Here is a 24,350-nt window from a genome sequence, read left to right as displayed (position 1 = left end):
ATCTCTCACATAGAACCTTCATGAACTACCTCTCGTGCATCGTGAATGGGCACGAACGGATGCAGCGCCGGCAGAAGTTCCGCCGAACAGGCGGCTGACTCGCACATCGGGGCTGCGGAAAGAATGGCCGTACATGTCGTCTTCTTCGGCAGATACGGCTCCGTTTCGAATGGGTAAACTACTGAGGGGTAGTTGGGCGGTCAAGGTGTTGCATGACCTGAGGATTCCGTCCGTCCCCATACCCTGCGGACTTCATCGCCGAGTGAGTAAACGCACTCCGTGGTTCGTCCTGCACTGCCAAAGAATCCGATGCGCCGAAGCGACACCGCGAACGGCCGGAATCGAGCCCGAGTGACAAGCGGGAGCGGCCCGGTGCTCACTGTGTGACAGATTTTGCCGGTGCGGCGAAGCACGCCTTGACCCGCTTCTCGAACCACTACTACGTTCCGCTCTCGGCTCGATTGCCCGTTCAACGTAATTCTCGCCACCCAGGGCAATAGCCGGAATATTGCGTACGTTCCCAGGCCCCGGCCGGCCCTGCCGAAAGAAGCCGGGCGGGACAGAGCCGAGCGCGGAGAAGCGGAGAGCCGATGCTGTCTTCTGAGGAAAGCCCGGAGCAGATCCCGGATGCCGTCCTGGGGTTGAGCCCCTTCGGACGGCCCGACGCCCGACTCGTCGGTGCGGTCTGCCGGGCCGGCGGCCTCGGCATACTCGACCTTGGCGACGGCGACCGGCACGCCCGCGAGGAACTGGCCATGCTCGCCCGCTGGGAACCCCAGCGCTTCGGCGTCCGCGTGGGGGAGCGGTGCACTCTGAGCCCCGACCACCTGGACGCCATGGGATCCGCCCGCCCACACACCGTGCTGCTCGGCGTCGACTCCGCCTGGCAGGCCAGTGAACTCAGCAGCTACTACTGGGTCCTCGCGGAGGTCACCAGCCGTGCCGAGGCGCTGCGCGCACTCGCCGACGGCGTGGACGGACTGGTCGCCCGCGGCAGCGAGAGCGGCGGCCGGGTCGGCGACCTCAGCACCTTCGTCCTGCTGCAGCAGCTCACCGCGGACCCCGCCGTCCCGCTGCCCGTGTGGGCCTGCGGCGGCATCGGACCCCACACCGCGGCCGCAGCCGTCATGGGCGGGGCCACCGGAGTCGTCCTGGACACGCAGCTCGCCCTGCTCGACGAGTCCGCCCTGCCCGAGCACCATCGCTCCACGCTCGCCGCCATGGACGGCACCGAGACAGTCGTGGTCGGCGGCAGACGGCTCCTGCGCCGACACGACGCGGCGGCCGCTCGGGAAGTCGGCGAGCCGTCGGCCGCCGACACCGGGAAGGCCCAGGACCCCGAGGGCCTTCCCGCCGGTGAGGACGGCTTCCTGGCGGCGGGGTTCGCCCGCCGCTGGCGCACCGCGGCGCAGGCGGTGCGGGGGATACGTACCGCCATGGCCCAAACGGTGACGACGTGCGGCCGAGAGGACGCCGCCCCGCACGGCCGCGAGTCCGTGACCTCGCAGGACCAGGCGACCGCCACGGCGCACAGCCGTGAGCCCGTCCCCGCGCACGGCTCACGAGCCGCTGAGCACGTCCGTGACGCCCTCACCCCCGCCGCGTCCGCGATGGCACAGGCGCTCGGCACCGAACTCCCCGTCGCCCAGGGCCCGATGACCCGTGTGAGCGACCAGCCCCGGTTCGCCGCGGCCGTCGCCGCCGAGGGAGGGCTGCCGTTCCTCGCGCTCGCTCTCGCCGACGGCGCACGCACCCGCACCCTGCTGGCCGAGACCCGTGCCGAGCTGGGCGAGCGGCCCTGGGGTGTGGGCATACTCGGGTTCGCGGACGAGCGGATCCGCGCCGAACAGCTCGCTGCCGTAAAGGAGTTCCGACCCAGCCACGCCGTCGTCGCCGGAGGCAGGCCGGGACAGGCGCAGGAGCTCGAGGCGGCCGGGATCCGTACCTTCCTGCATGTGCCGTCGGCCGGACTCCTTCGCCAGTTCCTGGACGCGGGTGCCCGGCGCTTCGTCTTCGAGGGCTCCGAGTGCGGCGGCCATGTCGGGCCCCTCGCCTCCTTCCCGCTGTGGGAGGCGCAGCTCAGCGTGATCGGGGAGTACCTCGATCGGCACGCCGATGCCGACGGACCCGGGATCGAGGTGCTGTTCGCGGGCGGCATCCACGACGCGCGGTCCGCCGCGATGGCCGCCGCGCTCGCCGCACCTTTCGCGGACCGGGGCGTCGCGGCCGGCGTCCTCATGGGCACCGCCTACCTGTTCACCCGCGAGGCCGTCGAACTCGGCGCCGTCCAACCGCTGTTCCAGGAGCAGGTCACCCAGGCCGAGACGACCACGCTGCTGCACACCGCACCCGGCCACGCCACCCGCTGCGTACCGAGCCCCTTCACCGCCGAATTCGCCGCGCAACTGGAACGGCTGGGGGAGGCGGGTACGCCTCGGGAGCAGATCTGGGCGGAACTCGAACAGCTCAACCTGGGGCGGCTGCGGATCGCCGCCAAGGGCCTGGAGCACCACGACGGCGTGCTGCGGCAGGTGGACGGCGCACGGCAGCGGGCCGACGGGATGTTCATGGCGGGACAGGTGTCCGTACTGCGCAGCAGTACGACCACCATCGCGGCGCTGCACCACGAAGTCGGGGTGGCGAGCGGAGAGTTCCTGCGCAACCGCGCCGCACAGCTCCGTCACCGGTTTACGACCGACCGGCCGGCCCCGGGCCGGGTGCCCCCGCCGATCGACGTCGCGGTCGTCGGCATGGCCTGCATGTTCCCGCAGGCCGACGGGCTCGACGCCTACTGGGCGCGAATCCTCACCGGAGCCGACTGTGTGACCGAGGTGGACCCCGAGCGCTGGGACCCGGCCGTCCATCACGGCACCGGACACGGCCGGACGCCCTCCAAGTGGGGCGGGTTCCTGCCCCGCATCCCCTTCGACCCGCTCGCCTACGGCATCCCGCCCGCTTCCCTCAAATCAATCGAACCCGTGCAGCTCCTCGCGCTCGAAGCCGCCCGCCGCGCCCTCGACGACGCCGGGTACGCGGCGCACGCCTCCGATGACGCCGGACCCGCGGCACGGGCTTTCGACCGCACCCGGGCATCCGTGGTGTTCGGCGCCGAGGCGGGGAGCGACCTCGCCCAGGCCACCACCTTGCGCACGGTCCTGCCTGCCTACGTGGACCAGGTGCCCAATGTGCTCGCGGGCCAGCTTCCGGAACTCACTGAGGACTCCTTTCCCGGCATGCTCGCCAACGTCATCGCCGGGCGCATCGCCAACCGCCTGGACCTGAGCGGCGCCAACTACACGGTGGACGCGGCCTGCGCCTCGTCCCTCGCGGCCGTCGACGTGGCGTGCAAGGAACTCGCCCAGGGCACCAGCGACCTCGTCCTGTGCGGAGGTGCGGATCTGCACAACGGCATCAACGACTACCTGATGTTCGCCTCCGTCGGCGCCCTCTCGCCGACCGGCCGATGCCGCACCTTCGACGCCGACGCGGACGGCATCACTCTCGGCGAGGGTGTGGCCTGTGTGGTGCTGAAGAGGCTCGCCGACGCCGAGCGGGACGGCGACCGTATCTACGCCGTGATCAAAGGGATCGGCTCCGCCAGCGACGGCCGCTCCCTCGGCCTCACCGCGCCGCGCCCCGAAGGCCAGCGCGCCGCCCTGGAGCGTGCCTACGCCCAGGCCCGCGTCTCGCCCGCGCAGATCGGTCTGGTCGAGGCGCACGGCACCGGCACGGTCGTCGGCGACCGCACCGAACTCGCCGTACTCACCGCGGTGTTCACGGAGGCGGGAGCCGCTGCCGGCCGCTGTGCGCTCGGCTCGGTCAAGTCCCAGATCGGGCACACCAAATGCGCCGCCGGACTCGCCGGCCTGATCAAGACCGCGCTCGCCCTGCACACCGGCGTCCTGCCGCCCACCCGTCAACTCGCCCGGCCCAACCCCGTCTGGCACCCCGAGTCGAGCCCCTTCGTCTTCCACACCGCCGCCCGCCCGTGGGCCGCCGAGCCCGCGGACCGCCTGGCAGCGGTCAGCGCCTTCGGGTTCGGCGGCACCAACTTCCACGTCGTGCTCGGCGCTCGCCGGCACGGCGCGCCGCCGGCGCACGGTCATGCGCAGTGGCCCGCCGAACTCTTCACCTTCCGCGGCCGCGACCACGAGGCGGCCGCCCGCGAGGTACGGCGCCTCCTCGACCTGGTCGAGCGCCGCCCCCACCCCGTGCGCCTGCGCGACCTGGCCGCCACCGTCGCCCACCGCGCCGAGAGCCGTACCGCGCCGGTACGCATCGCCGTCGTCGCCCCGGACCTCGAGAGCCTGCCCGGGCTGCTGCGCAGGGCGGTGGCGGGGGAGCAGGATCCCGCGTCGAGGATCTTCCTGGCTGACGGCGCCGACTCTGTGACGGCGGGCTCCGCATCGCCCGGGAAGACCGCCTTCCTCTTCCCCGGCCAGGGCAGCCAGCACCCCGGCATGGCCGCGGACCTGCTCATCGCCTTCCCCGAGGCGCAGTGGCGGCTGCAGCTCGGAGCGGCGTACGCGCCCGTGCTCCACCCGCCGGCGGCCTTCGGGACCGACGTGGACGAGCGGCAGCGGGCCGACCTCACCGACACCCGCCATGCCCAGCCGGCCCTGGGCATTGCCGGGCTCACCGCCTTCGACCTGCTGACCCGCGCCGGCGTGCGGCCGGACATGGCCGCCGGGCACTCCTACGGCGAACTCGTCGCCCTGTGTGCGGCGGGCGCCCTCACTGCGGACGACCTGATCTCCCTGAGCCGGCTGCGCGCCGAGGCCATCCTCGCCGCGGCGGGCGAAGACCCGGGGACGATGGCGGCGGTCGCGGCCGACGCGGAGCGGACTCTCGAGGCACTCCGCACCGCAGAGCTCGCCGACCAGGTGGTCCTGGCCAACCTCAACGCGCCCGGCCAGACCGTCGTCTCCGGCCCGACCGACGCGGTACGCGAGGCCGTGGCCGTACTGCGCTCGGCGGGCCTGGGCGCGAAGCGGCTGCCGGTCGCCTGCGCCTTCCACAGCCCGCTCGTCGCGGACGCGGTGCCCGCCTTCCGTGCACATCTCACCGAAGTCGCCCTACAGCAACCGGAGTTCACGGTGTGGGGCAACGCGACCGCCGCACCTTACCCGGCGTCCCCGGACGCGATCCGGGACGGGCTCGCGCAGCAGCTCGCGGTGCCGGTCCGGTTCGCCGAGCAGATCGAGGCCATGTACGCGGACGGGGCGCGGATCTTCGTCGAGGCCGGGCCGGGGTCGGTGCTGACCGGTCTGGTCGACCGCATCCTCGGTGACCGGCCGCACCTCGCCGTGCCCGTCGAGCCACGGCCCGACGCCGGGCTCCCCGGCTTCCTCACCTGCCTGGCGCGGCTCGCGGTCGCCGGAGTGCCGGTGCACACAGGCCGGCTGTTCCACGGCCGGCACACCGTCGACCTCGACTCGGCCGAGCCCGGCAGGTCGCCCGCCTGGACGGTCGACGGCCACCTCGTCCGGGGCGCCTCGGGCGAGCCGCTGCCCGGTGGGCTGCACCCGGCCCGACGCGTTGCCTTGGAGACTGCCGTGAGTGGACCGCATGTCGACCGGGACGCGCTGATCACGACGTTCCTCACCGGCGCGCGCGAGCTGGTCGCGGCCCAACGGGACGTACTGCTCGCCCATTTCGGCGCCGCCCCGGCCACGCCCGCTCCGCTGCCGTACGTGGACGCCACCGTGAACCCGGCGGCGGAAGAGCAGCCGCGTCCGCACGACGAAGCCCACACGATCGAACAGCCGCCACCGGTCGAACCGGCCCACGAGGACACGACCGCGGTCGGCGACAACCTGCTCGCCCACGTCCTGCGGATCATCAGCGATCGCACCGGCTACCCCGAGGACATGCTCGAACCCGGCCTCGATCTGGAGGCCGACCTGAGCATCGACTCCATCAAGCGCGCGGAGATCGCCGGGGAGCTTGTGTCCCGCCTGGCAGGAGAGCGCCTCGCCGACGCGGAGATCGAAGAGCTGACGCGGGCACGGACGGCGGGGGCAATCACCGAATGGCTGCAGCAGCGGTCGGCGGCGGAGCCCGTCGCGACCCCTGCGCCGCTCCTCGCCCGGAGTGGTCAGGTGGCCCCGCCCGCACACCACCCGCCGGCACCCGGTGATCACATCCCGGGCTCCGGTGGGGACCAACCGACGGACGTTGCCGGGCCGTTCGCGCCCCAGCCTCCCCACGGCACCGGCCCGTCCGTCACCCCTCCGACCGAGCCTGCGCCGGCGACCGCGCGAGAGCCGGCGGACGAACCATGGGTGGACGAGGCGCGGGCAGCGGAAGCACCGCCCGGGACGGCGCCTCGGCGGTACGTCGTCTCAGCCGCGCCCGTCGAGACGGAGCGGGTGGACGTGGACCTGACCGGGAAGCGGTTCGCCGTGCTCGGCGGCGGTGACGCGGCCGCGTCCCTCGCCGGCGAACTGGTCCGCGAGGGCGGCGAAGCCGTCGTACTGGAAGAGCCCGGTGCCTTGGCCGCGGCGGCGGCCCACCTGGACGGCGTGTTCCACCTCGGCGCGCTGGACGACGACTCCGAGGCCGTGCTCCCCGGCGGCTTCAAGGCGTTCAAGGCAGCCCTATCCGGACGTCCCGCCTGGCTGATCGGTGTCTGCCTCGCAGACCGCACAGCCGGCGCCGGGCTGGCCGGGTTCTTCCGCAGCGCCGCCCGCGAACACCCGGGCGCCACCATCCGCCTGATACGTCTTTCCGAGCGCCCTCCCGCGGCAGAGCTCGCCCGGATCCTCACCTCCGAACTTGCCACCAGGGACGCCGAGCCCGTCATCGACCTCACCCCGGAAGGCCGCTTCGCCCCGCGTTCCCACCCCGCCCCCCTGGGCAGGCGATCCCGCGCCGGCGCGCCCTGGCTGGACCGGGATTCGGTCGTCGTCCTCGCGGGCGGTGCCAGGGGCATCACCGCCCGATTCGCCCTCGCCCTGGCCGCCGCCACCCGCTGCCGCATCGAACTGATCGGCCGCACCCCGCTCGCCGACACACCCGAGTCCCCGGTCACAGCCGCGGCCCCCGGCCGCAAGGCGCTGCGCGCCGCGCTCGCCGCATCCGGCGACATGACTGCGGCCGAGGTCGACCGGACCGCCGGACTGATCCTCGCCCAGCGCGAAGTGGCCATGACCCTCGACGAGCTGGACGCGCTCGGCACCCTGGCCCGCTACCACACCGCGGACCTGCGCGACGCCGACGCCGTCGACCGCACCCTGAAGGAGGTCATGGCCGAGTACGGCCGCATCGACCTCGTGGTCGGCGCCGCGGGCGTCATCGAGGACCGGCTCATCGTCGACAAGGACCCGGACTCGTTCCGCCGCGTCTACGCCACCAAGGCCGACAGCGCCCGCCACCTCCTCGACGCCGCCGCCGTGCTCGCCGAACGCCCCCTGCGGGCCATCCTGTTCGGCAGTATCGCCGCCGTCCTGGGCAATCGCGGCCAGAGCGACTACGCAGCCGCCAACGACGCCCTGGAAACCCTCGGAGCCGACTGGGCGGCACGCACCGGCAACCACGCGCTCACCGTGCACTGGGGTCCCTGGGCGCCCACCGGCGCCCACACGGGCATGGTCACGTCCGAACTCGGCCGCAGCTACGCGCGGCGTGGCATCCGTCTCATCGACCCCGAGGAGGGCGTACGTGCCCTGCTGCGCGAACTGGGCCGCACAGAGCCGGAGCCGACTGCCGTCGTCCTCACCGCAACAGGGTGGTGAGCGCCGTGATCCCCGTGGCCATCGTCGGCATGGCAGTACTCGTGCCGGGTGCCCCCGACCTCGACACGTACTGGCACAACCTCAGCACCGGCGCCGACTGCATCACCGAGGTGCCGGCCCACCGCTGGGACGCCACCCACTACCCGCGGCGCATCTACTGCAGACGTGGTGGATTCGTCGACCAGTACGCCACTGTGGACCCGGCACGGTTCGGCGTGATGCCCAGCGCGGTGCCCGGCACTGAACCGGACCAGCTGATCGCCCTGCGGGTCGCCGCCCGCGCCCTCGCCGACGCGGGCGGTGAGCACCGGCTGCCGCCCCGGGAACGCATCGGCGTCGTCCTCGGCCGCGGCGGCTATCTCACCCCCGCCCAGGCCCGCAACGACCAGCGCGTCCGCACCGCTCACCAACTCGTCCGCACCCTCGGCGAGTTGCTGCCGGAACTGGACGCCGAAGCACTGAACCGCATCGAGGACGCCTTCGCCGACCGGCTCGGCCCGGACCACCCGGACGCCGCGATCGGCCTGGTCCCCAATCTGGCCGCGTCCCGCATCGCCAACCGCCTCGACCTGCGCGGCCCCGCCTACACCACCGATGCCGCCTGCGCCTCCTCCCTCGTCGCCGTCGACCAAGCCGTCGCCGAACTCGCCTCAGGGCGCTGCGACGTGATGCTCGCCGGGGGAGTGCACCACTGCCACGACATCACCCTGTGGAGCGTCTTCGCCCGCCTCGGCGCGCTCTCCCAGAGCGAGCGCAGCCGCCCCTTCCACGCGGCGGCCGACGGTCTGCTGATCGGCGAGGGCACCGGCATCGTCGTACTGAAACGCCTCATCGACGCCGAACGCGACGGCGACCGTGTCTACGCCGTCATCCGCGGCACCGGCGTCGCCGCCGACGGGCGCGGCGCGAGCCTGGTCAGTCCCGACCCCGGCGGCCAGGCCCGTGCAGTACGCCAGGCCTGGCAGGCGGCCGGACTCGATCCCAGGGCGCCGCACTCCATCGGTCTCCTGGAGGCGCACGGCACCGGAACGCCGACCGGGGACGCGGCCGAACTCGCCACGCTGGCGGAGGCCTTCGGGCCGCCCGAAGCAGAGCCGACAGAAACGGATGCCGTGATCGGCTCGGTGAAGTCGATGATCGGCCACACCATGCCCGCCGCCGGTATCGCCGGCCTGGTCAAGGCCGCGCTCGCCGTGCACCACGCCACCCTGCTGCCCACCCTGCACTGCGACGACCCGCACCCCGCCCTCGCCCGCACCCGCTTCCGGCCCCTGGCCGCCGCGCAGCCGTGGGAGGCGCTGGTGCGCAGGGCCGCGGTCAACGCCTTCGGATTCGGCGGCATCAACGCCCACGTCGTACTCGAACAAGCCCCCCAAGGCGTTCCCGTGCCCACCCGCACCCGGATCCGCGAGCCCGAGCGGGTGCTGCGCCTGACCGCCGACAGCGCCACACACCTCGCCGAACTCCTGGAAGCCGACGACGCCACGCTGCTCGCCGGCGCCGGCCGGGCCCCCGCCCCGGGTGGCCGGGTCCGCCTCGCGGTCGTCGCCCCCGACGCCCGCCGCCTCGCGCTGGCCCGGCGCGCGGTCGCCAAGGGGCAGGCCTGGCGCGGACGGGGCGATGTGTGGTTCACGCCCGACCCGCTGCTCACCGGGACCGAGCCGGGCAAGGTGGCGTTCGTCTTCCCCGGTCTGGAGGCCGAGTTCGCCCCGCGCGTCGCCGAGGTCGCCGACCACTTCGGGCTCGCCGTCCCGGCCGACGCCCGCGTGGGCGACCTCGGACGCCACGGCATCGGAGTCCTTGCCGTCGGCCGCGTCCTGGACGCCGCGCTGCGCGCGCTCGGCATCGCCCCCGACGGGGTGGCCGGACACAGCATCGGCGAATGGTCCGCGATGCTCGCCGGCGGCCTGTACGACATCGCCACCGCGGACGCGCTCCTGGCCGACTTCGACCCCGCCCGGCTGTGCGTGCCCGGCGTCGCCTTCGCCGTGATCGGCGCGCCCGCCGAACAGGTTCAGGACCTGCTCGGCGACCGCACCGACGTGGTGCTCTCGCACGACAACGCCCCTGCCCAGTCCATGATCTGCGGCGCCCCTGACGCAGTGGACGCGCTCGTCCGCGACTTCCGCGCCCGCCAGGTCATCGCCCGGACCCTGCCGTTCCGCTCCGGCTTCCACACCCCGATGCTCGCCCCCTACCTGGGGCCCCTCACCGAAGGCGTATACCGCGCCCCGGTGCGGGCGCCCCGCGTCCCCGTGTGGTCGGGCACCACGGCGGCGCCCTTCCCCACGTCGCCCGACGAGGTGCGTGAGCTGTTCGCACGCCACCTCGTCGAGCCGGTGCGCTTCCGGCCGCTGATCCAGGCCATGTACGCCGCCGGGTATCGGGCCTTCGTACAGGTGGGCACCGGGCAGCTCGGCTCGCTCATCGCCGCGACGCTGGAAGGCCGCGACTTTCTGACCGTGCCGGCGGACAGCCCGCGCCACGGCGGGCTCGACCAGCTGCGCCGGGTCGTGGCCGCGCTGTGGACGGAAGGCAGCGAGCAGGCCGAGGCCGCCCTCGGCTCCGGGCTCCTGCCGACTCCGCCCCACGGCACCGCGGTCCGTCTGGACCTGGGCGCAGCCTCGGTCTCCCTGCCCGACGCCGTTCGCGCCGACCTACGCGCCCGTCTGCTCGCCGCGGTGGGCGGCCAGGTGCCGGGCCGCCTGGACGCACTGGCCGAACGCTTCCCGGCGGTCGCCGCCCTGCGCGCATCCCTCGCGGAGACGGCGGACACCGCGGCGGCGCTGTTCCCCGGCGCGCAGAGGGCCATGGCCCCGGGGCGCGGGAGCGCCACCACAGCGCACACCCGGCCACCGGCCCCGGCCGCAACGGTTCTACCCTTCGCCCGGCCGCCGTCCACGAAGGAGCTCCTCGCCGACGCCCCACCCCCACCCCCAGCACCAGCACCAGGCACCGCGCCCCAGCCCCCCGGCTCTCTGCCGGAGACGCCCACTCACCGCAGCGAACTCCTCGTCTCCGCCGCCGAGATGCCCTACCTGCTCGACCACTGCCTCGTCCCGCAGCGCCCCGGCTGGCCCGACCTCTCCGACCGGCACCCCGTGGTGCCCGCCACCACCGTGCTGCGGCACATGATGGACGCCGCCGAACGGGCACTTCCCGGCCGGCGTACCGTCGCCGTGCACGACGTACGCCTGGAGCGGTGGCTCGCCGCCGAACCGGCCACCCGCCTCGAGGTCGAGGTGCGACCGGACCCGGACGGACACCGCGTGCACGTGGCCCTGGAGCCGTACGCCCGCGCCACCCTCGAACTCGCCGACGCCTATCCGCCGCGCCCCCCGGCCCGCTGGCGGGCCGCAGCCGCCGAGCGGCCCTGCACGATCGGCGCGCTCGACCTGTACCGGGACCGCTGGATGTTCCACGGCCCCGCCTTCCAGGGCGTCACCGAGCTCACCGCGATCGGCGACAGCCACATCCGCGGCGTCTTCACCACCCCGCAGGCTCCCGGCGCCCTCCTCGACTGCGTCGGTCAGCTCCTCGGCCACTGGATCCTCGCCGAACGCACCAGGCGCACGGTCGTCTTCCCGGTCCGCATGTGCGCCTACCGGTTCTTCGGACCCGAACCCGCCCCCGATACCCGCCTCGACTGCCACATCAAGATCACCTCGCTCACCGCGACGACCCTCACCGCCGACGTCCAAATCGCGGTCGGCGACACCGTATGGGCGGAGATCACCGGCTGGCAGGACCGCCGCTTCGACGTCCCCGGCGCCGACCGGGCCGGCGGCTACCCCGAGCACCGCTCTCTGTCCGAGGCACGACCCGGCGGCTGGGCCCTGCTGTTCGACGCCTGGCCCGAGCTGGCATCCCGCGACCTGATCATGCGCACCCAGCTCGGCGCCGCGGAACGCGCCGCCTATGCGGCGCACCCGCCGCGCACCCGCCGCCAGTGGCTGCTCGGCCGGATCGCCGCCAAGGACGCGGTACGCCACCGGCTGTGGCAGAACGGCTCAGGCGCGGTGTTCCCCGCCGAGATCGGCATTCGCAACGACACCGAGGGGCGCCCGTACGCGACCGGGGTGCACGGCCGCCGACTGCCGCCGCTCCAGCTCTCCTTGGCCCACCGGGCGGACGCCGCCGTGGCCCTCGTACGAGAGCAGCGTGAACAGTCCCTCGGCGTCGGCGTCGGCGTCGGCATCGACATCGAGGTGATCGCCGAGCGCGCCGAGACCATCCGCCGCATTGCCCTGGACGCGCAGGAACGCGCCCTGCTCGCCGAGGTGTGCGAGGCCACCGCGGTGAGCGAGGCGGTGTGGTTCACCCGTTTCTGGGCCGCGAAGGAGGCCGCGGCGAAGGCCGAGGGCACGGGACTGCGCGGCAGTCCGAGGCAGTTCGCCGTCCGGCAGGCCCAGACGTACGGCCTGCTCGTCGAGACCCCGCACGGCCGCCACCGGGTGCGCCTCGACCAAGTGGCGGCCCCCGCCCCCGGTTCCCAGGGCAAGCAGTACGTCGTGGCCTGGACAGCGAACGACGGAGCAAAGGAGCACAACCTGTGAAGACGACCGCACCGCCGACCCGAGCCCAAGTCCTCGGGGAGGTCAGCGAAATGATCACCACGGTGCTCGGCGACTACGCGCCGGACACCGCCGACATCGCCGAGCACACGCGCTTCGCCGACGACCTGGAGATGGAGAGCATCGACCTGGTCACCCTCGCCGGGCTGCTCGCCGAGTGGTACGGGACCGATGTCAACCTCGCTGCCTATCTGGCGGATCTCGAACTCGACCAGATCATCGAGCTGACCGTCGGCGATCTGGTGGCGTACGTCGTGAGCGCCCTGACGACCGGCACGGGACGCTGACCGTGGCCAGGGTGCGGGCGAACGGCCTCGACCACCACGTACAGCAACTGCCGCACCGGCCGGGGCCGCACGCCGCAGCGGCGGACGGCGGCGCGCCCACCGTCGTCTTCCTTCACGGCGCCTTCATCGACAGCCTGGCCAGCTTCTACTTCACACTCGGGCCGCAGTTCGCGGACGCGGGCTTCGACGTGCTGATGTACGACCTTCGCGGCCACGGCCGCAGCGAACGCCCCGGTACAGGCTATGGGGTCGAGGACTTCACCGCGGATCTGGCCGCCCTCCTGGACAGCGCAGGACCCGACGCCCCGGTGCATCTGCTCGGCAACTCCTTCGGCGGCACCGTGGCCCTGGACTTCGCCGTGCACCATCCGCGGCGCACCGCGAGTGTGACCGTCGTCGAATCGAGCCCCGCCACCCCGCAGTGGGCGCAGACCATGGCCGGGGCGCTGCACCTGGCCACCAGTGAGCTGCCCGAGGAGGAAGCCCTCGCCTGGTTCGTCGCCGAGTACGGCGCGCTCGCCTCGACCCGGCAGGGCGACGCCCGCCACGACGCGCACATCGCGCGCCTCGGCCGGGCTGCCGCGAAGCTGATCGCCGCCACGACGATCGCCGACGACATTCCCGCGGGCCGCACCCTGACCGACGCCCAACTACGCGCCCTCACCTGCCCGGTGCTCCTGATCAACGGGCAGAACGGTCTGGTCGCCGAGGAGACGGCCCGCCTGGCACGGCTTCTGCCCCATTGCGACGTCGTCGTGGTGCCAGGGCAGAAGCACTCGGTACTCGTCGAGGACGCGGACCGGGTCGGTGCGCTCGCCCTCGACTGGGCGGCCCGGCGCGTGCTGACAAGGAGCGTGACGGGATGAGCCGGTTCCTCTTCGTCGTGCCGCCGCTCGCCGGACACGTCCATCCCGTCTCGGCCGTCGCGGCCGAACTCACCGGGCGTGGCCACTCCGTGGCCTGGGCGGGAGGTCCCGAGGCGCTCGGCCGCCTGGTCGGTGTCGGAGCCACCGTGTTCCCCTGCGCGGGCCCGGCCGACCTCGACGGCAGGCCCGTCAGCCTGCGGGGCGTGGCAGCGCTCAAGTACCTGTGGGGCGAGTTCTTCGCGCCCCTCGCGCACGCCATGGCGCCCGGGGTGACCACCGCCGTCATGGAGTTCGGGCCCGATCTGGTCGTCGTCGACCAGCAGACCGTGGCCGGCGCGCTGGTCGCCGAACGGCTCGGAGTTCCTTACGCCACCTCGTCGACGACGTCCGCCGAACTGTCCGGAAGCCTCAACGGGCTGCCCAAGGTCGACCAGTGGCTCACCGACCTCCTCGACGGCCTGCGCCACCGCCTCGGTGACCCGTCGGCGCGCAACGACCTGCGGTTCTCGCCCCGGCTCACCCTGGTCTTCTCCACCAGCGAGCTGACCGGACCCCGCACGGCCGGTCACGGCCCGGTGCGGTATGTCGGACCCGCGCTCGGCCCGCGCCGTCCGATGGACGCCTTCGACTGGGACTGGGTGGACCGCCCCGACGGGCGGCAGCTCGCCCTGATCACGCTGGGCACGGTGAACTGCGAGGCCGGAGCCCGCTTCCTGGCCCACTGCGTAGAGGCCGTACGCGCCCGCGCCGACCGGATGCGTGCGATCGTCGTCGACCCCGGCGGCGCGCTGGGCGCACCACACGCCGACGACGACGTACTGACCGCCCCCGCCGTGCCCCAACTCGCCCTCCTTTCCCGCACCTCCGTCGTGGTGTGCCACGCCGGGCACAACACCGTCACCGAGGCCCTGTGGAACGGCGTCCCCCTGGTCGTCGCCCCCATCCGCGACGACCAGCCCGTGGTCGCCGCCCAGGTCACCGCAGTCGGCGCCGGGGTGCGGGTGCGATTCGGACGGGCCGACGCGGAGCGGGTCGGCGCCGCCCTCGACCTCGTGCTCGAACAGCCCTCCTTCGCCGCGGCCGCCCGCCGCATCAGCCGCTCCTTCAGACAGGCCGGCGGCGCGACCACCGCGGCCGGTTTCCTCGAAGAGCTCGCCATCAGGGAAACTGCCGGACACCGAGCTCCACGGCCTGGACATGGGTGAGCGCGGCCGCCGCCTGCCGGGGGCGGCTGACCGAACACGCCCCGAACTCCGCGCGCCACGACGCGGCCACCGCGAGCCCTCGGAATGGTACGACTTCCAGAAGCACTCCGAGCTCCGCAAGGTCTTCCAGGGCGCCAAGGCCAGGCCGGGGACTGCCCGTTCCACTCAGTGCGCACCGTCCCTTCCCGCATCAAGCCCCCGGCCGGGACCGGTCTTCCGGCATTGTGTTGCGCGGAGCAAGCCGTCGGCGCCGGGCCGTTCGTGCCGGCCTCGGGCCAACCGAGGTAGTAACGGCCGTCGTCACCAGGCGTCGGTGCCTGTCCGCTCGATCAGGAGCCACCCCCGCGCACCCCCGCGTAGCCGTGCGTTCACCCCGGCGTCGTGGGGAGTTCGGCGACGGAGTGCACACTCGGGGTGCTCAAACGTCCGTGCCCCCGCCCCAGGAGTCTCGATGTCCCACCACACTGCCGAAGGGGCGCGGCGTCCGTCGTCGCTTCAAGCGCGCAGCACTGCCCGTGGCCCTGCTCTCCGTTGCGGTCAGCAGCTACCCTCCCGGTGGCCGGTATCGCGAACGGCGCGACCGCGGACGGCGCCCGAGTGACGGGCTCGGCCACGCTCGGGAACATACCGCTGGGTGAATTCAGAAACGGTCTGCTGCCCCGGCATGGTGGCTGACGGCCGGGGCGTGGACCTCGGCGGCATCGGCAGCGACATGTATCCGGCCGGTCGGAAGGGCAAGTACTGGACGGTCACCGACCGGGGGCCGAACGGCCAGGTCAAGGTGGACGACCAGAAGCGCCGCGCCTTCCCGGTGCCCGGTTTCAATCCGGCGATCGTGAAGATCCGGGTGACCGAGGGCGAGGTGGAGGTCATCGACGCGATCCCGGTGACCACGGCCTCCGGCAAGCCTGTGACAGGCCTGCCGAACCAGGCCGGGCGGGACGAGGTCCCGTATTCCTATGACGCGAGCACCCCGCTGTCGTACGACCCGAACGGTCTGGACGCCGAGGGCATCGTGCGGGCGAAGGACGGCAGTTTCTGGCTGGCCGACGAGTACGGTCCCTCGGGTTCGCTCTCGCCGGGCGTCGGACCCTGGCGCTGATCGATGACAACAACTTGGGGATGACGGACGGAGCGGATGCCTTCGACGCCGAAGGCCGACTGGTGGGCAGCGGTGTCGAAACCACCGTGACCTTCGTGCGGCTGCCGGGGCCGTTCGGCCAGGGCCATGCTGGACGCCCTGGCCGCGGGCGAGCGTGACCCACGGGTACTGGCGGACCTGGCGCTGGGCAGCCTGCAGGGCAAGGTGCCCCTGTTGACCCGGGCGCCGGCTCGGCAAGGAACGACACACCCGCCGTCTCATCGCCCAACTCGCAGCCCTGGGCCTCGACGTCACCGTCACCCCGCGAGAGGAGACGGCTTGACCTGCACCGACCGCATCAGCTCAGGCCATTTTGAAGAGAGCCAGGGTCGGCGATCGCGCACGACTGAGCAGTACCAGGAGCCCCGACCCCATACGTCGTACGGAGCCGGGGCTCCTGCCCTGCCCCGGCTTGTCCCGGGTCTTTCCTGATCCCTTTTCCCGGCCTTCCGGTTCTCCTCAGGTCCGCGGCCTCCCGGGGAGGCCTCAGTCCCGCCGGCCGTCGTACAGGGACTCGATCTCCGCCTCGAAGTCACGGGCGATCGCCGTGCGCTTCAACTTCAGAGACGGCGTCAGATGGCCGCTCTCTTCCGTGAAGTCCGCGGTCAGCACCTTGAAGCGGCGGATCGACTCCGCCCGTGAGACCAGCCGGTTGGCCTCGTCGACCGCGCGCTGGAGCGCGTCCAGCAACTCCCCGTCCTGGACCAGATCGGCCAGTGGCAGATGGGTCTTCTTCTTCATCCGCCGCCAGTGGTCGATGCCGTCCTGCTCGAGCGTGAGCAGTGCAGTGATGTACGAGCGGTTGTCACCGACGACCATGCACTGTGCCACCAGCGGATGAGCGCGCAGCCAGTCCTCCAGCGGGGCGGGCGCGACGTTCTTGCCGCCGGACGTGATGATGATGTCCTTCTTGCGTCCGGTGATCGTCAGATATCCGTCGTCGTCCAGGGCCCCGAGGTCGCCGGTGGGCAACCAGCCCTCGGGGTCCGTCAGGGGTGCGGCCACGCCGCGCTCACTGTCCCAATAGCCGACGCAGACCTGGCCGCCGCGCAGCAGCACCTCGCCATCGTCGGCGATGCGCACCGCCGTGCCCGGCAGCGGCCAGCCGACCGTGCCGAGCCGGGGCCGCAGTGGCGGGGTCGCCGTCGAGGCGGCGGTGGTCTCGGTGAGTCCGTAACCCTCGAAGACCTCGATGCCGGCACCCGCGTAGAACGAGGCGAGCCGGCTGCCCAGGGGCGAGCCGCCGCAGATCGCGTACCGAACTTTGCCGCCGAGCGCCGCCCTGATCCGGCGGTAGACCAGCGGGTCGTACAGGGCCCGAGCCGCCCTGAGGCCGAGCGAAGGGCCGGGGCCGGTGCCGTGTTCGGCCGCCTCCACAGCCCGCCCGTAGCGCTGGGCGATCTTCGCGGCGCGGTCGAAGGAGGAGGCGCGGCCCAGTTTCTCGGCGGTGGCGCGGCCAGTGTTGTAGACCTTCTCCAATACGTACGGGATCGCCAGCAGGAACGTCGGCCGGAAGCCGGCCAAGTCGGCGAGCAGGTCCTCGGTCTGTATGGAGGGTGCGTGCCCGAGCCGCACCCGGGCGCGCAGGCAGCCGATGGCGACCATGCGGCCGAAGACGTGGGAGAGGGGGAGGAACAGCAGGGTCGAGGCGGGCTCCTTGCTCACCGACTTGAAGACGGGGTACAGCAGTTCGACCGCGTTGTCGACTTCGGCGAAGAAGTTGGCGTGGGTGAGCACGCAGCCTTTCGGGCGGCCGGTGGTGCCCGAGGTGTAGATCAGCGTCGCGATCGTGTCCGGCGACAGTCCCGCCCTGCGCGCCGTGACGACGGCGTCCGGGATCCCGCCCTGCTCGCCTGCCTTGCGGAGCTGGGCGACTGCCCCGGTGTCGAACGCCCACAGGTGGGCGAGGCCGGGCAGTTGCCGGCGTTCCTGGCTGATCATCCTGGCCTGTGCGGCGGTCTCGACGAAGCAGGCGACGGCCCCGGAGTTGTCGACGATCCAGCGCGCCTGGAAGGCGGAGGAGGTCGGATAGACGGGGACGGTGACCAGGCCGGCCGCCCAGGCGGCGAAGTCGATGAGCGTCCACTCGTACGTCGTACGGGACATGATCGCCACACGGTCGCCCGGCTCCAGCCCTTCGGCGATCAGCCCCTTCGCGACGGCGAGGACGTCCTCTGCGAACTGCGCCGCGGTCACGTCCTGCCAGGTGCCGTGGGCGTCCTTGACGCTGAGGACCGCATCGTGGGGCGCCTCGCGGGCGTTGTGGAAGGGGATGTCGGCGAGCGAGCCGTGGGTGACGGCCGGCACGAGCGCCGGCACGGACACCTCCATGACGACGCCGTTCACCCGCTTCTTGTGCGGTTCCACCGGCACGGGGGCACCGGCGGGAACAACCAGATCGACTGACACGTGCGGCTCCTCGTCATGAAGGCTGAAAGGTGTGCTGCGCGGGGACCGGCTCACGCGCCGCGACCGTGACGGGCCCGGGCGGCCCTCGGAGGGTGCGGGGGCCCGGCCCCGGTGCGGCTGTGGTCGGCATGGGGTCGGCGTCCGATCGCCGCCGGGCACCGCGTACTTGGCACGTGGCGCCCGTCCGGCAGGCGGCGAGGTGCCCGAGCGAGCGCCGGTCGCCGCAGTCCCGACGTGAGGCGCCGTCGGCACCATCTCGACCAACTCCTGACCTACGAGTAACCTTACTCTGGAGTAACTATACGACCGAGAAGGAAGTCAGGACAATGCCGGACCGCTATCCGATCTGCACCGGCATGACACCCGGTCGTTTCCCCCAGTCGCCTCGGTCTTCCCCGCCGGTGCCGCTGCGCCACTGAGCCCCCAACACCCGGCTCTCGACGGCCCCTTCCTCACCCTGACCGCAGGATCGTCCGCGCCCGAGGGTCCACTGCGGGGCAAGTTCGGTCAGGCTGGGGCCAATCGGGCCAGCTACACCTTCCACGTCGGCCATCCGGCGCTCCAGCGTTCGAGGGCTACCGGATGAGGACGCGCGCCTTGGCGGTGGCCCGCACCCGCACCCGCGGCGCCTACGAGCGGCTGCCTGGCCTGCGGGTCGTGCAGGAGTTCACCGGGCCGGGCGGGTGCGGTGGACGCCAGGACGGCCGCACGGCGAGAGCACGTTGGGCGGCTGACGGCCACCGAGCGGATGCGGCTGCTCGTCGACGGCGAGGACGGTCTGAAGCCGGCGAAGCTATGGCTGTCGGAAAGCGGGCTGCCACTGAAGTCCACGAGCTGGGCGAAAGTCTTCGAGCCGACCGGTCATCGCGCGTGAGGGACTGTTGCAGTTGGTCGCCGTGGTCGAGCGGCTGCGATCCCGCGAGGACAAGGGGGAAGGCCGGTCGCTGTGGAAGAGCGGGACGGAGTGCTCCCCAGAGTGCTGCCCGGACAGGTCCGGGCGATCAGGTGTGGTCCCTGCTGCCCCAGGTGAACCGGCAGATCGCGGTGCGGTGGCTGGCGACGCTGGCAGCGCGGCGGCTCCCCGCGAGGAAACCCGAGGCCGGGGCCGGGTCGGCTGCCCGTCGGGTGAGCGGTGAGGGGGACGCATCATGACCGTGCTCATGCTGTGGGAGCGGGTGGACGGCGGCAAGGTGACTGGCCGTCAACGGGAGCGGCTCGTAGCGGTCTACATCAGGCAGTCGTCGATGCAGCAGGTCCTGGATCATCAGGAGTCGACCCGGCTGCAGTACGCGCTGGTGGATCGGGCGGTGGCGCTGGGCTGGTCGGCCGAGCGGGTGCTGGTGATCGATGAGGACCTGGGCAAGTCCGGTGCCGGCGGGGTGGCCCGCAGCGGCTTCCAGAAGTTGGTCAGCGAGATCGGGCTGAACCACGTCGGGCTGGTGTTGGGCATCGAGAAGTCGCGGCTGGCTCGCTCGGGCCGGAACTGGTACGAGTTGATGGAGCTGTGCGCGGTTTCCGGCGCCCTGCTGGGCGATACCGAGGGCCTCTACGACCCGACCGACTACAGTGACAGGCTCCTGCTGGGCTTGAAGGGCGCGATGGCCGAGGCCGAGCTCCACCTGATCAAGAGGTTGCAGGGACTTTCCGCTGTGCACGCAGGGAAGGCCCCGACAGCGCTGAAAGAGACGAAGGCGCTGGTCAGGGCCTGTCCCCTCAGCACTCGATGATGTTCACCGCGAGACCGCCGCGCGCGGTCTCCTTGTACTTCACCGACATGTCCGCGCCGGTCTCCTTCATCGTCTTGATGACCTTGTCGAGCGAGACCTTGTGGCTGCCGTCGCCGCGCATCGCCATCTTCGCCGCCGTCACGGCCTTCACGGCCGCCATACCGTTGCGCTCGATGCACGGGATCTGGACCAGACCGCCCACCGGGTCGCAGGTCAGCCCGAGGTTGTGTTCCATGCCGATCTCGGCGGCGTTCTCGACCTGCTCGGGGGTGCCGCCCAGCACCTCGGCGAGCGCGCCCGCCGCCATCGAGCAGGCCGAGCCGACCTCGCCCTGGCAGCCGACCTCGGCGCCCGAGATGGAGGCGTTCTCCTTGAAGAGCATGCCGATCGCGCCCGCGGCGAGCAGGAAACGGACCACGCCCTCCTCGTCGGCGCCGGGCACGAAGTTCATGTAGTAGTGCAGCACGGCCGGGATGATGCCCGCGGCGCCGTTGGTGGGGGCGGTGACGACCCGGCCGCCCGCGGCGTTCTCCTCGTTCACGGCCATCGCGTAGAGCGTGATCCACTCCATGGCGTGGGCCAGCGGGTCGCCCGCGGCGCGCAGCTGACGGGCGGAGTTGGCCGCGCGGCGGCGGACCTTGAGGCCGCCGGGAAGGATGCCCTCGCGGGACATGCCGCGCGCAACACAGGCCTGCATGACCCGCCAGATCTCCAGCAGACCCTCGCGGATCTCCTCCTCGGAGCGCCAGGCCTTCTCGTTCTCCAGCATCAGGGCGGAGATGGACAGGCCGGTCTCCCCGGTGAGCCGCAGCAGGTCGTCGCCGGTGCGGAAGGGGTACTTGAGCACGGTGTCGTCGAGGACGATCCGGTCCTCGCCCACCGCGTCCTCGTCGACCACGAAACCGCCGCCGACCGAGTAGTACGTCTTCTCCAGGACCAGGGAGCCCGCGGCGTCGTAGGCAAAGATCGTCATGCCGTTGGCGTGGTACGGCAGCGCCTTGCGGCGGTGCAGCACCAGGTCCTCGTCGAAGTCGAAGCCGATCTCGTGAACCCCGAGCAGACTGAGCCTGCCGCTGCTGCGGATGGCCTCGACCTGGGCGTCCGCGGTCTCGACATCGACGGTGCGCGGGGAGTTGCCCTCCAGGCCCAGCAGGACGGCCTTGGGGGTGCCGTGGCCGTGGCCGGTCGCCCCGAGCGAGCCGAAGAGCTCGGCCCGTATCGCGGTGGTGTGGGCCAGCAGGCCCTCGTTCTTGAGGCGCCGCGCGAACATACGGGCGGCGCGCATCGGGCCGACCGTATGGGAGCTGGACGGGCCGATGCCGATCGAGAACAGGTCGAAGACCGAGATGGCCACGGGAACTCCTAGCGGGGTTGGTAGACGCCGTTGTCTGCCGGGGTCGTGCAGAAATGGGGTATGTGGTTTGGGGCACCACGCCCACACCAGTGTGCGTGGTGCCCCGTTTGTTTTGACCCGGGCTGTTACAGACCGGGGTAGAGCGGGTGCTTCGCGGCGAGCGCCGAGACCCGTGCGCTCAGTGCCTCGGTGTCGTACGACGGCTTCAGCGCCTCGGCGATGATGTCCGCGACCTCGCGGAAGTCCTCGTCCGTGAAGCCGCGGGTGGCCAGCGCCGGGGTGCCGATCCGCAGACCCGACGTGACCATCGGCGGCCGGGGGTCGTTCGGAATGGCGTTGCGGTTGACCGTGATGCCCACCTCGTGGAGGCGGTCCTCGGCCTGCCGGCCGTCCAGCTCGGAATTGCGCAGGTCGACCAGCACCAGGTGCACGTCCGTGCCGCCCGACAGGACGGAGACGCCGTGCTCCGTGACGTCGTCCTGGACCAGGCGCTCCGCGAGGATGCGGGCGCCGTCCAGCGTGCGCTGCTGGCGCTCCTTGAATTCCTCGGAGGCCGCGACCTTGAAGGAGACCGCCTTCGCCGCGATGACGTGCTCCAGCGGGCCGCCCTGCTGGCCCGGGAAGACCGCAGAGTTGATCTTCTTGGCGAGTTCCTGCGTCGAAAGGATCACACCGCCACGCGGACCGCCGAGGGTCTTGTGCGTGGTGGTGGTGACGACATGCGCGTGCGGCACCGGGTTGGGGTGCAGCCCGGCGGCGACCAGGCCCGCGAAGTGGGCCATGTCGACCATCAGATACGCGCCGACCTCGTCCGCGATCCGGCGGAAGGCGGCGAAGTCCAGCTGACGCGGGTACGCGGACCAGCCGGCCACGATCAGCTTCGGCTTGGACTCCTTGGCGAGCCGCTCGACCTCGGCCATGTCGACCTGACCGGTCTGCTCGTCGACGTGGTACGCGACCACGTTGTACAGCTTGCCGGAGAAGTTGATCTTCATGCCGTGGGTCAGGTGACCGCCGTGGGCGAGGTTCAGGCCCATGATCGTGTCGCCCGGCTTGAGCAGCGCGAACATCGCGGCCGCGTTCGCCTGGGCGCCCGAGTGCGGCTGCACGTTGGCGTGCTCGGCGCCGAACAGGGCCTTGATGCGGTCGATGGCGATCTGCTCGACGACATCGACGTGCTCGCAGCCGCCGTAGTAGCGGCGGCCCGGATAGCCCTCGGCGTACTTGTTGGTGAGGACGGAGCCCTGGGCCTCCATGACGGCGACCGGAGCGAAGTTCTCCGAGGCGATCATCTCGAGGGTGGACTGCTGGCGGTGGAGCTCGGCGTCGACGGCGGCGGCGACGTCCGGGTCCAGCTCGTGGAGAGGGGTGTTGAGAAGCGACATCAGGCGATCCCTACGGTCTCGTGGTCAGCCGGAGAACTGGGTGTACTCGTCGGCGGAGAGAAGATCCTTCGGCTCCTCCGCGACGCGCACCTTGAACAGCCAGCCACCCTCGAAGGGGGCGGAGTTCACCAGCGACGGGTCGTCCACGACGTCCTGGTTGGCCGCGACGACCTCACCGGTGACCGGGGAGTACAGGTCGCTGACGGACTTGGTCGACTCCAGCTCGCCGCAGGTCTCGCCCGCGGTCACCGTGTCACCGACCTCCGGGAGCTGTACGAACACCACGTCGCCGAGCGCGTTGGCCGCGTGCTCCGTGATACCGACCGTCGACACGCCGTCCTCGGCGGCCGACAGCCACTCGTGCTCCTTGCTGTAGCGCAGCTGCTGGGGGTTGCTCATGGCCTGAATTCTCCTGTACGCGGGGGAGTGCTGGTGAAGGGCATGGTGGTGCTGAAGGTCACTTCTGGCGCTTGTAGAACGGCAGCGCGACAACCTCGTACGGCTCATGCGTACCGCGGATGTCCACGCCGACGCCCTGAGTGCCCGGTGCGGCGTGCGCCGGGTCCACGTAGGCCATGGCGATCGGCTTGCCCAGGGTCGGCGAAGGGGCGCCCGAGGTGACCTCACCGATCACCTCGCCGCCGGCGACGACGGACATGCCGGCGCGCGGGACCCGGCGGCCCTCGGCGATCAGACCTACGAGCCTGCGCGGCGGCTCGGTCTCGGCGCGTTCGGCGGCGGCCTGCAGGGCCTCGCGGCCCACGAAGCGGCTGTCGTTGGTGGTCTTCTCGAACTTCACGACCCGGCCGAGACCCGCGTCGAACGGGGTCAGCGCGGTGGTCAGCTCATGCCCGTACAGCGGCATGCCCGCCTCCAGGCGCAGGGTGTCGCGGCAGGAGAGCCCACAGGGGATCAGACCGACCGGGGCACCGGCCTCGGTCAGCGCCTGCCAGAGCTTCTCGGCGTACTGCGGCTCGACGAAGAGCTCGAAGCCGTCCTCACCGGTGTAGCCGGTGCGGGCGATCAGGGCGGGGACGCCCGCGACGGTGCCGGGCAGGCCCGCGTAGTACTTGAGGCCGTCGAGGTCGGCGTCGGTGAGGGACTTCAGGATGCCGGGGGACTCGGGGCCCTGGACAGCGATCAGGGCGTACGCGTCGCGGTCGTCGCGGACCTCGGCGTCGAAGCCGCGGGAGCGCTCGGTCAGCGCGTCGAGAACGATCTGCGCGTTGCCCGCGTTGGCGACGACCATGTACTCGCTCTCGCCGAGGCGGTACACGATCAGATCGTCGACGATGCCGCCGTCCTCCCGGCAGATCATCGTGTAGCGGGCGCGGCCGACGCCGACGGAACCGATGTTGCCGACCAGCGCGTAGTCGAGCAGATCGGCGGCCCGGGGACCGGTGACCGTGATCTCGCCCATGTGGGAGAGGTCGAAGAGTCCCGCCTTCGTACGGACGGCATTGTGCTCGTCGCGCTCACTGGCGTACCGCAGCGGCATGTCCCAGCCCGCGAAGTCGGTCATGGTCGCGCCGAGAGACCGGTGCAGGGCGTCGAGGGCAGTCAGACGGGGGGCGTTGCACATAGATGTGGCTCCCAGGGCAGGCCGATGAGGACGATCCTCCCCATCTGTCATCGGAACCTGAGAGGTTCGTCGCAACCGTACGTA

At 72.0% G+C, this 24,350-nt stretch carries 12 protein-coding genes and 1 pseudogene; 8 read left to right on the top strand and 5 right to left on the bottom strand.

What is annotated here, in order from left to right:
* Positions 1 to 590 precede the first annotated feature (590 nt).
* The 6 genes and pseudogenes from FBY35_RS10515 to FBY35_RS10490 all read left to right on the top strand — a co-directional run.
* Entirely contained in the window at positions 591 to 7,736 is a 7,146-nt protein-coding gene (locus FBY35_RS10515) for a type I polyketide synthase (protein WP_142213532.1), read from the top strand.
* A 29-nt stretch (positions 7,737 to 7,765) separates the two neighbouring features.
* On the top strand, positions 7,766 to 12,292 hold the full coding sequence (locus FBY35_RS10510; protein WP_222123143.1) for a type I polyketide synthase: 4,527 nt from the start codon (positions 7,766 to 7,768) through the stop codon (positions 12,290 to 12,292).
* 50 nt (positions 12,293 to 12,342) lie between these two features.
* Entirely contained in the window at positions 12,343 to 12,597 is a 255-nt protein-coding gene (locus FBY35_RS10505) for an acyl carrier protein (RefSeq protein ID WP_142214998.1), read from the top strand.
* 2 nt (positions 12,598 to 12,599) lie between these two features.
* On the top strand, positions 12,600 to 13,463 hold the full coding sequence (locus tag FBY35_RS10500; RefSeq protein ID WP_160159251.1) for an alpha/beta fold hydrolase: 864 nt from the start codon (positions 12,600 to 12,602) through the stop codon (positions 13,461 to 13,463).
* The gene (locus FBY35_RS10495) at positions 13,460 to 14,668 is read left to right on the top strand and encodes a glycosyltransferase (protein ID WP_142213530.1); all 1,209 of its coding nucleotides are present in this window, start codon (positions 13,460 to 13,462) and stop codon (positions 14,666 to 14,668) included. The genes FBY35_RS10500 and FBY35_RS10495 overlap by 4 nt, the downstream gene beginning before the upstream one ends.
* A gap of 531 nt (positions 14,669 to 15,199) precedes the next feature.
* Positions 15,200 to 15,734 (top strand): annotated as a pseudogene (locus FBY35_RS10490) (esterase-like activity of phytase family protein); the annotation flags it as partial.
* 561 nt (positions 15,735 to 16,295) lie between these two features.
* Here the strand turns inward: FBY35_RS10490 and FBY35_RS10485 are convergent.
* Positions 16,296 to 18,218 carry a long-chain fatty acid--CoA ligase gene (locus FBY35_RS10485; RefSeq protein WP_260848573.1) on the bottom strand — a complete coding sequence of 641 codons (1,923 nt, stop codon included), beginning with the start codon at positions 18,216 to 18,218 and terminating at the stop codon, positions 16,296 to 16,298.
* Positions 18,219 to 18,906: 688 nt separating this feature from the next.
* On the opposite strand from FBY35_RS10485, the gene FBY35_RS10480 reads away from it, so the two are divergent.
* Complete coding sequence (locus FBY35_RS10480) at positions 18,907 to 19,092, top strand: hypothetical protein (RefSeq protein WP_142213529.1); 186 nt, start codon at positions 18,907 to 18,909, stop codon at positions 19,090 to 19,092.
* Positions 19,093 to 19,366: 274 nt separating this feature from the next.
* Positions 19,367 to 19,945: a recombinase family protein gene (locus FBY35_RS10475; protein WP_142213528.1), complete on the top strand. Its 579-nt coding sequence runs from the start codon at positions 19,367 to 19,369 to the stop codon at positions 19,943 to 19,945.
* On the opposite strand, the gene FBY35_RS10470 is transcribed toward FBY35_RS10475, so the two are convergent.
* From FBY35_RS10470 to gcvT, 4 genes are all read right to left on the bottom strand, one after another.
* A complete protein-coding gene (locus FBY35_RS10470; RefSeq protein WP_142213527.1) occupies positions 19,932 to 21,299 on the bottom strand; it encodes an L-serine ammonia-lyase in 1,368 nt (455 codons plus the stop codon). The two genes, FBY35_RS10475 and FBY35_RS10470, sit on opposite strands and share 14 nt — an antisense overlap.
* Positions 21,300 to 21,424: 125 nt before the next feature.
* On the bottom strand, positions 21,425 to 22,684 hold the full coding sequence (glyA, locus tag FBY35_RS10465) for a serine hydroxymethyltransferase (protein WP_142213526.1): 1,260 nt from the start codon (positions 22,682 to 22,684) through the stop codon (positions 21,425 to 21,427).
* Positions 22,685 to 22,708: 24 nt separating this feature from the next.
* Positions 22,709 to 23,083 (bottom strand): glycine cleavage system protein GcvH, encoded by a 375-nt coding sequence (gene gcvH, locus FBY35_RS10460; RefSeq protein ID WP_142213525.1) that lies wholly within the window; start codon positions 23,081 to 23,083, stop codon positions 22,709 to 22,711.
* Positions 23,084 to 23,141: 58 nt separating this feature from the next.
* Entirely contained in the window at positions 23,142 to 24,266 is a 1,125-nt protein-coding gene (gene gcvT / locus FBY35_RS10455; RefSeq protein WP_142213524.1) for a glycine cleavage system aminomethyltransferase GcvT, read from the bottom strand.
* Between the last annotated feature and the right edge of the window lie 84 nt (positions 24,267 to 24,350).

Origin of the sequence: Streptomyces sp. SLBN-118, assembly GCF_006715635.1 — a bacterium.
Lineage (GTDB): Bacteria > Actinomycetota > Actinomycetes > Streptomycetales > Streptomycetaceae > Streptomyces.
The sequence above is the reverse complement of the archived record's forward strand: the minus strand, read 5'-3'. Positions and strand labels throughout refer to the sequence as shown.

Coding starts and splice junctions, on each gene's coding strand:
- FBY35_RS10515 (WP_142213532.1), top strand. CDS start 591: ATGCTGTCTTCTGAGGAAAGCCCGGAGCAGATCCCGGATGCCGTCCTG.
- FBY35_RS10510 (WP_222123143.1), top strand. CDS start 7,766: ATGGCAGTACTCGTGCCGGGTGCCCCCGACCTCGACACGTACTGGCAC.
- FBY35_RS10505 (WP_142214998.1), top strand. CDS start 12,343: ATGATCACCACGGTGCTCGGCGACTACGCGCCGGACACCGCCGACATC.
- FBY35_RS10495 (WP_142213530.1), top strand. CDS start 13,460: ATGAGCCGGTTCCTCTTCGTCGTGCCGCCGCTCGCCGGACACGTCCAT.
- FBY35_RS10475 (WP_142213528.1), top strand. CDS start 19,367: ATGACCGTGCTCATGCTGTGGGAGCGGGTGGACGGCGGCAAGGTGACT.
- glyA (WP_142213526.1), bottom strand. CDS start 22,684: ATGTCGCTTCTCAACACCCCTCTCCACGAGCTGGACCCGGACGTCGCC.
- gcvH (WP_142213525.1), bottom strand. CDS start 23,083: ATGAGCAACCCCCAGCAGCTGCGCTACAGCAAGGAGCACGAGTGGCTG.
- gcvT (WP_142213524.1), bottom strand. CDS start 24,266: ATGTGCAACGCCCCCCGTCTGACTGCCCTCGACGCCCTGCACCGGTCT.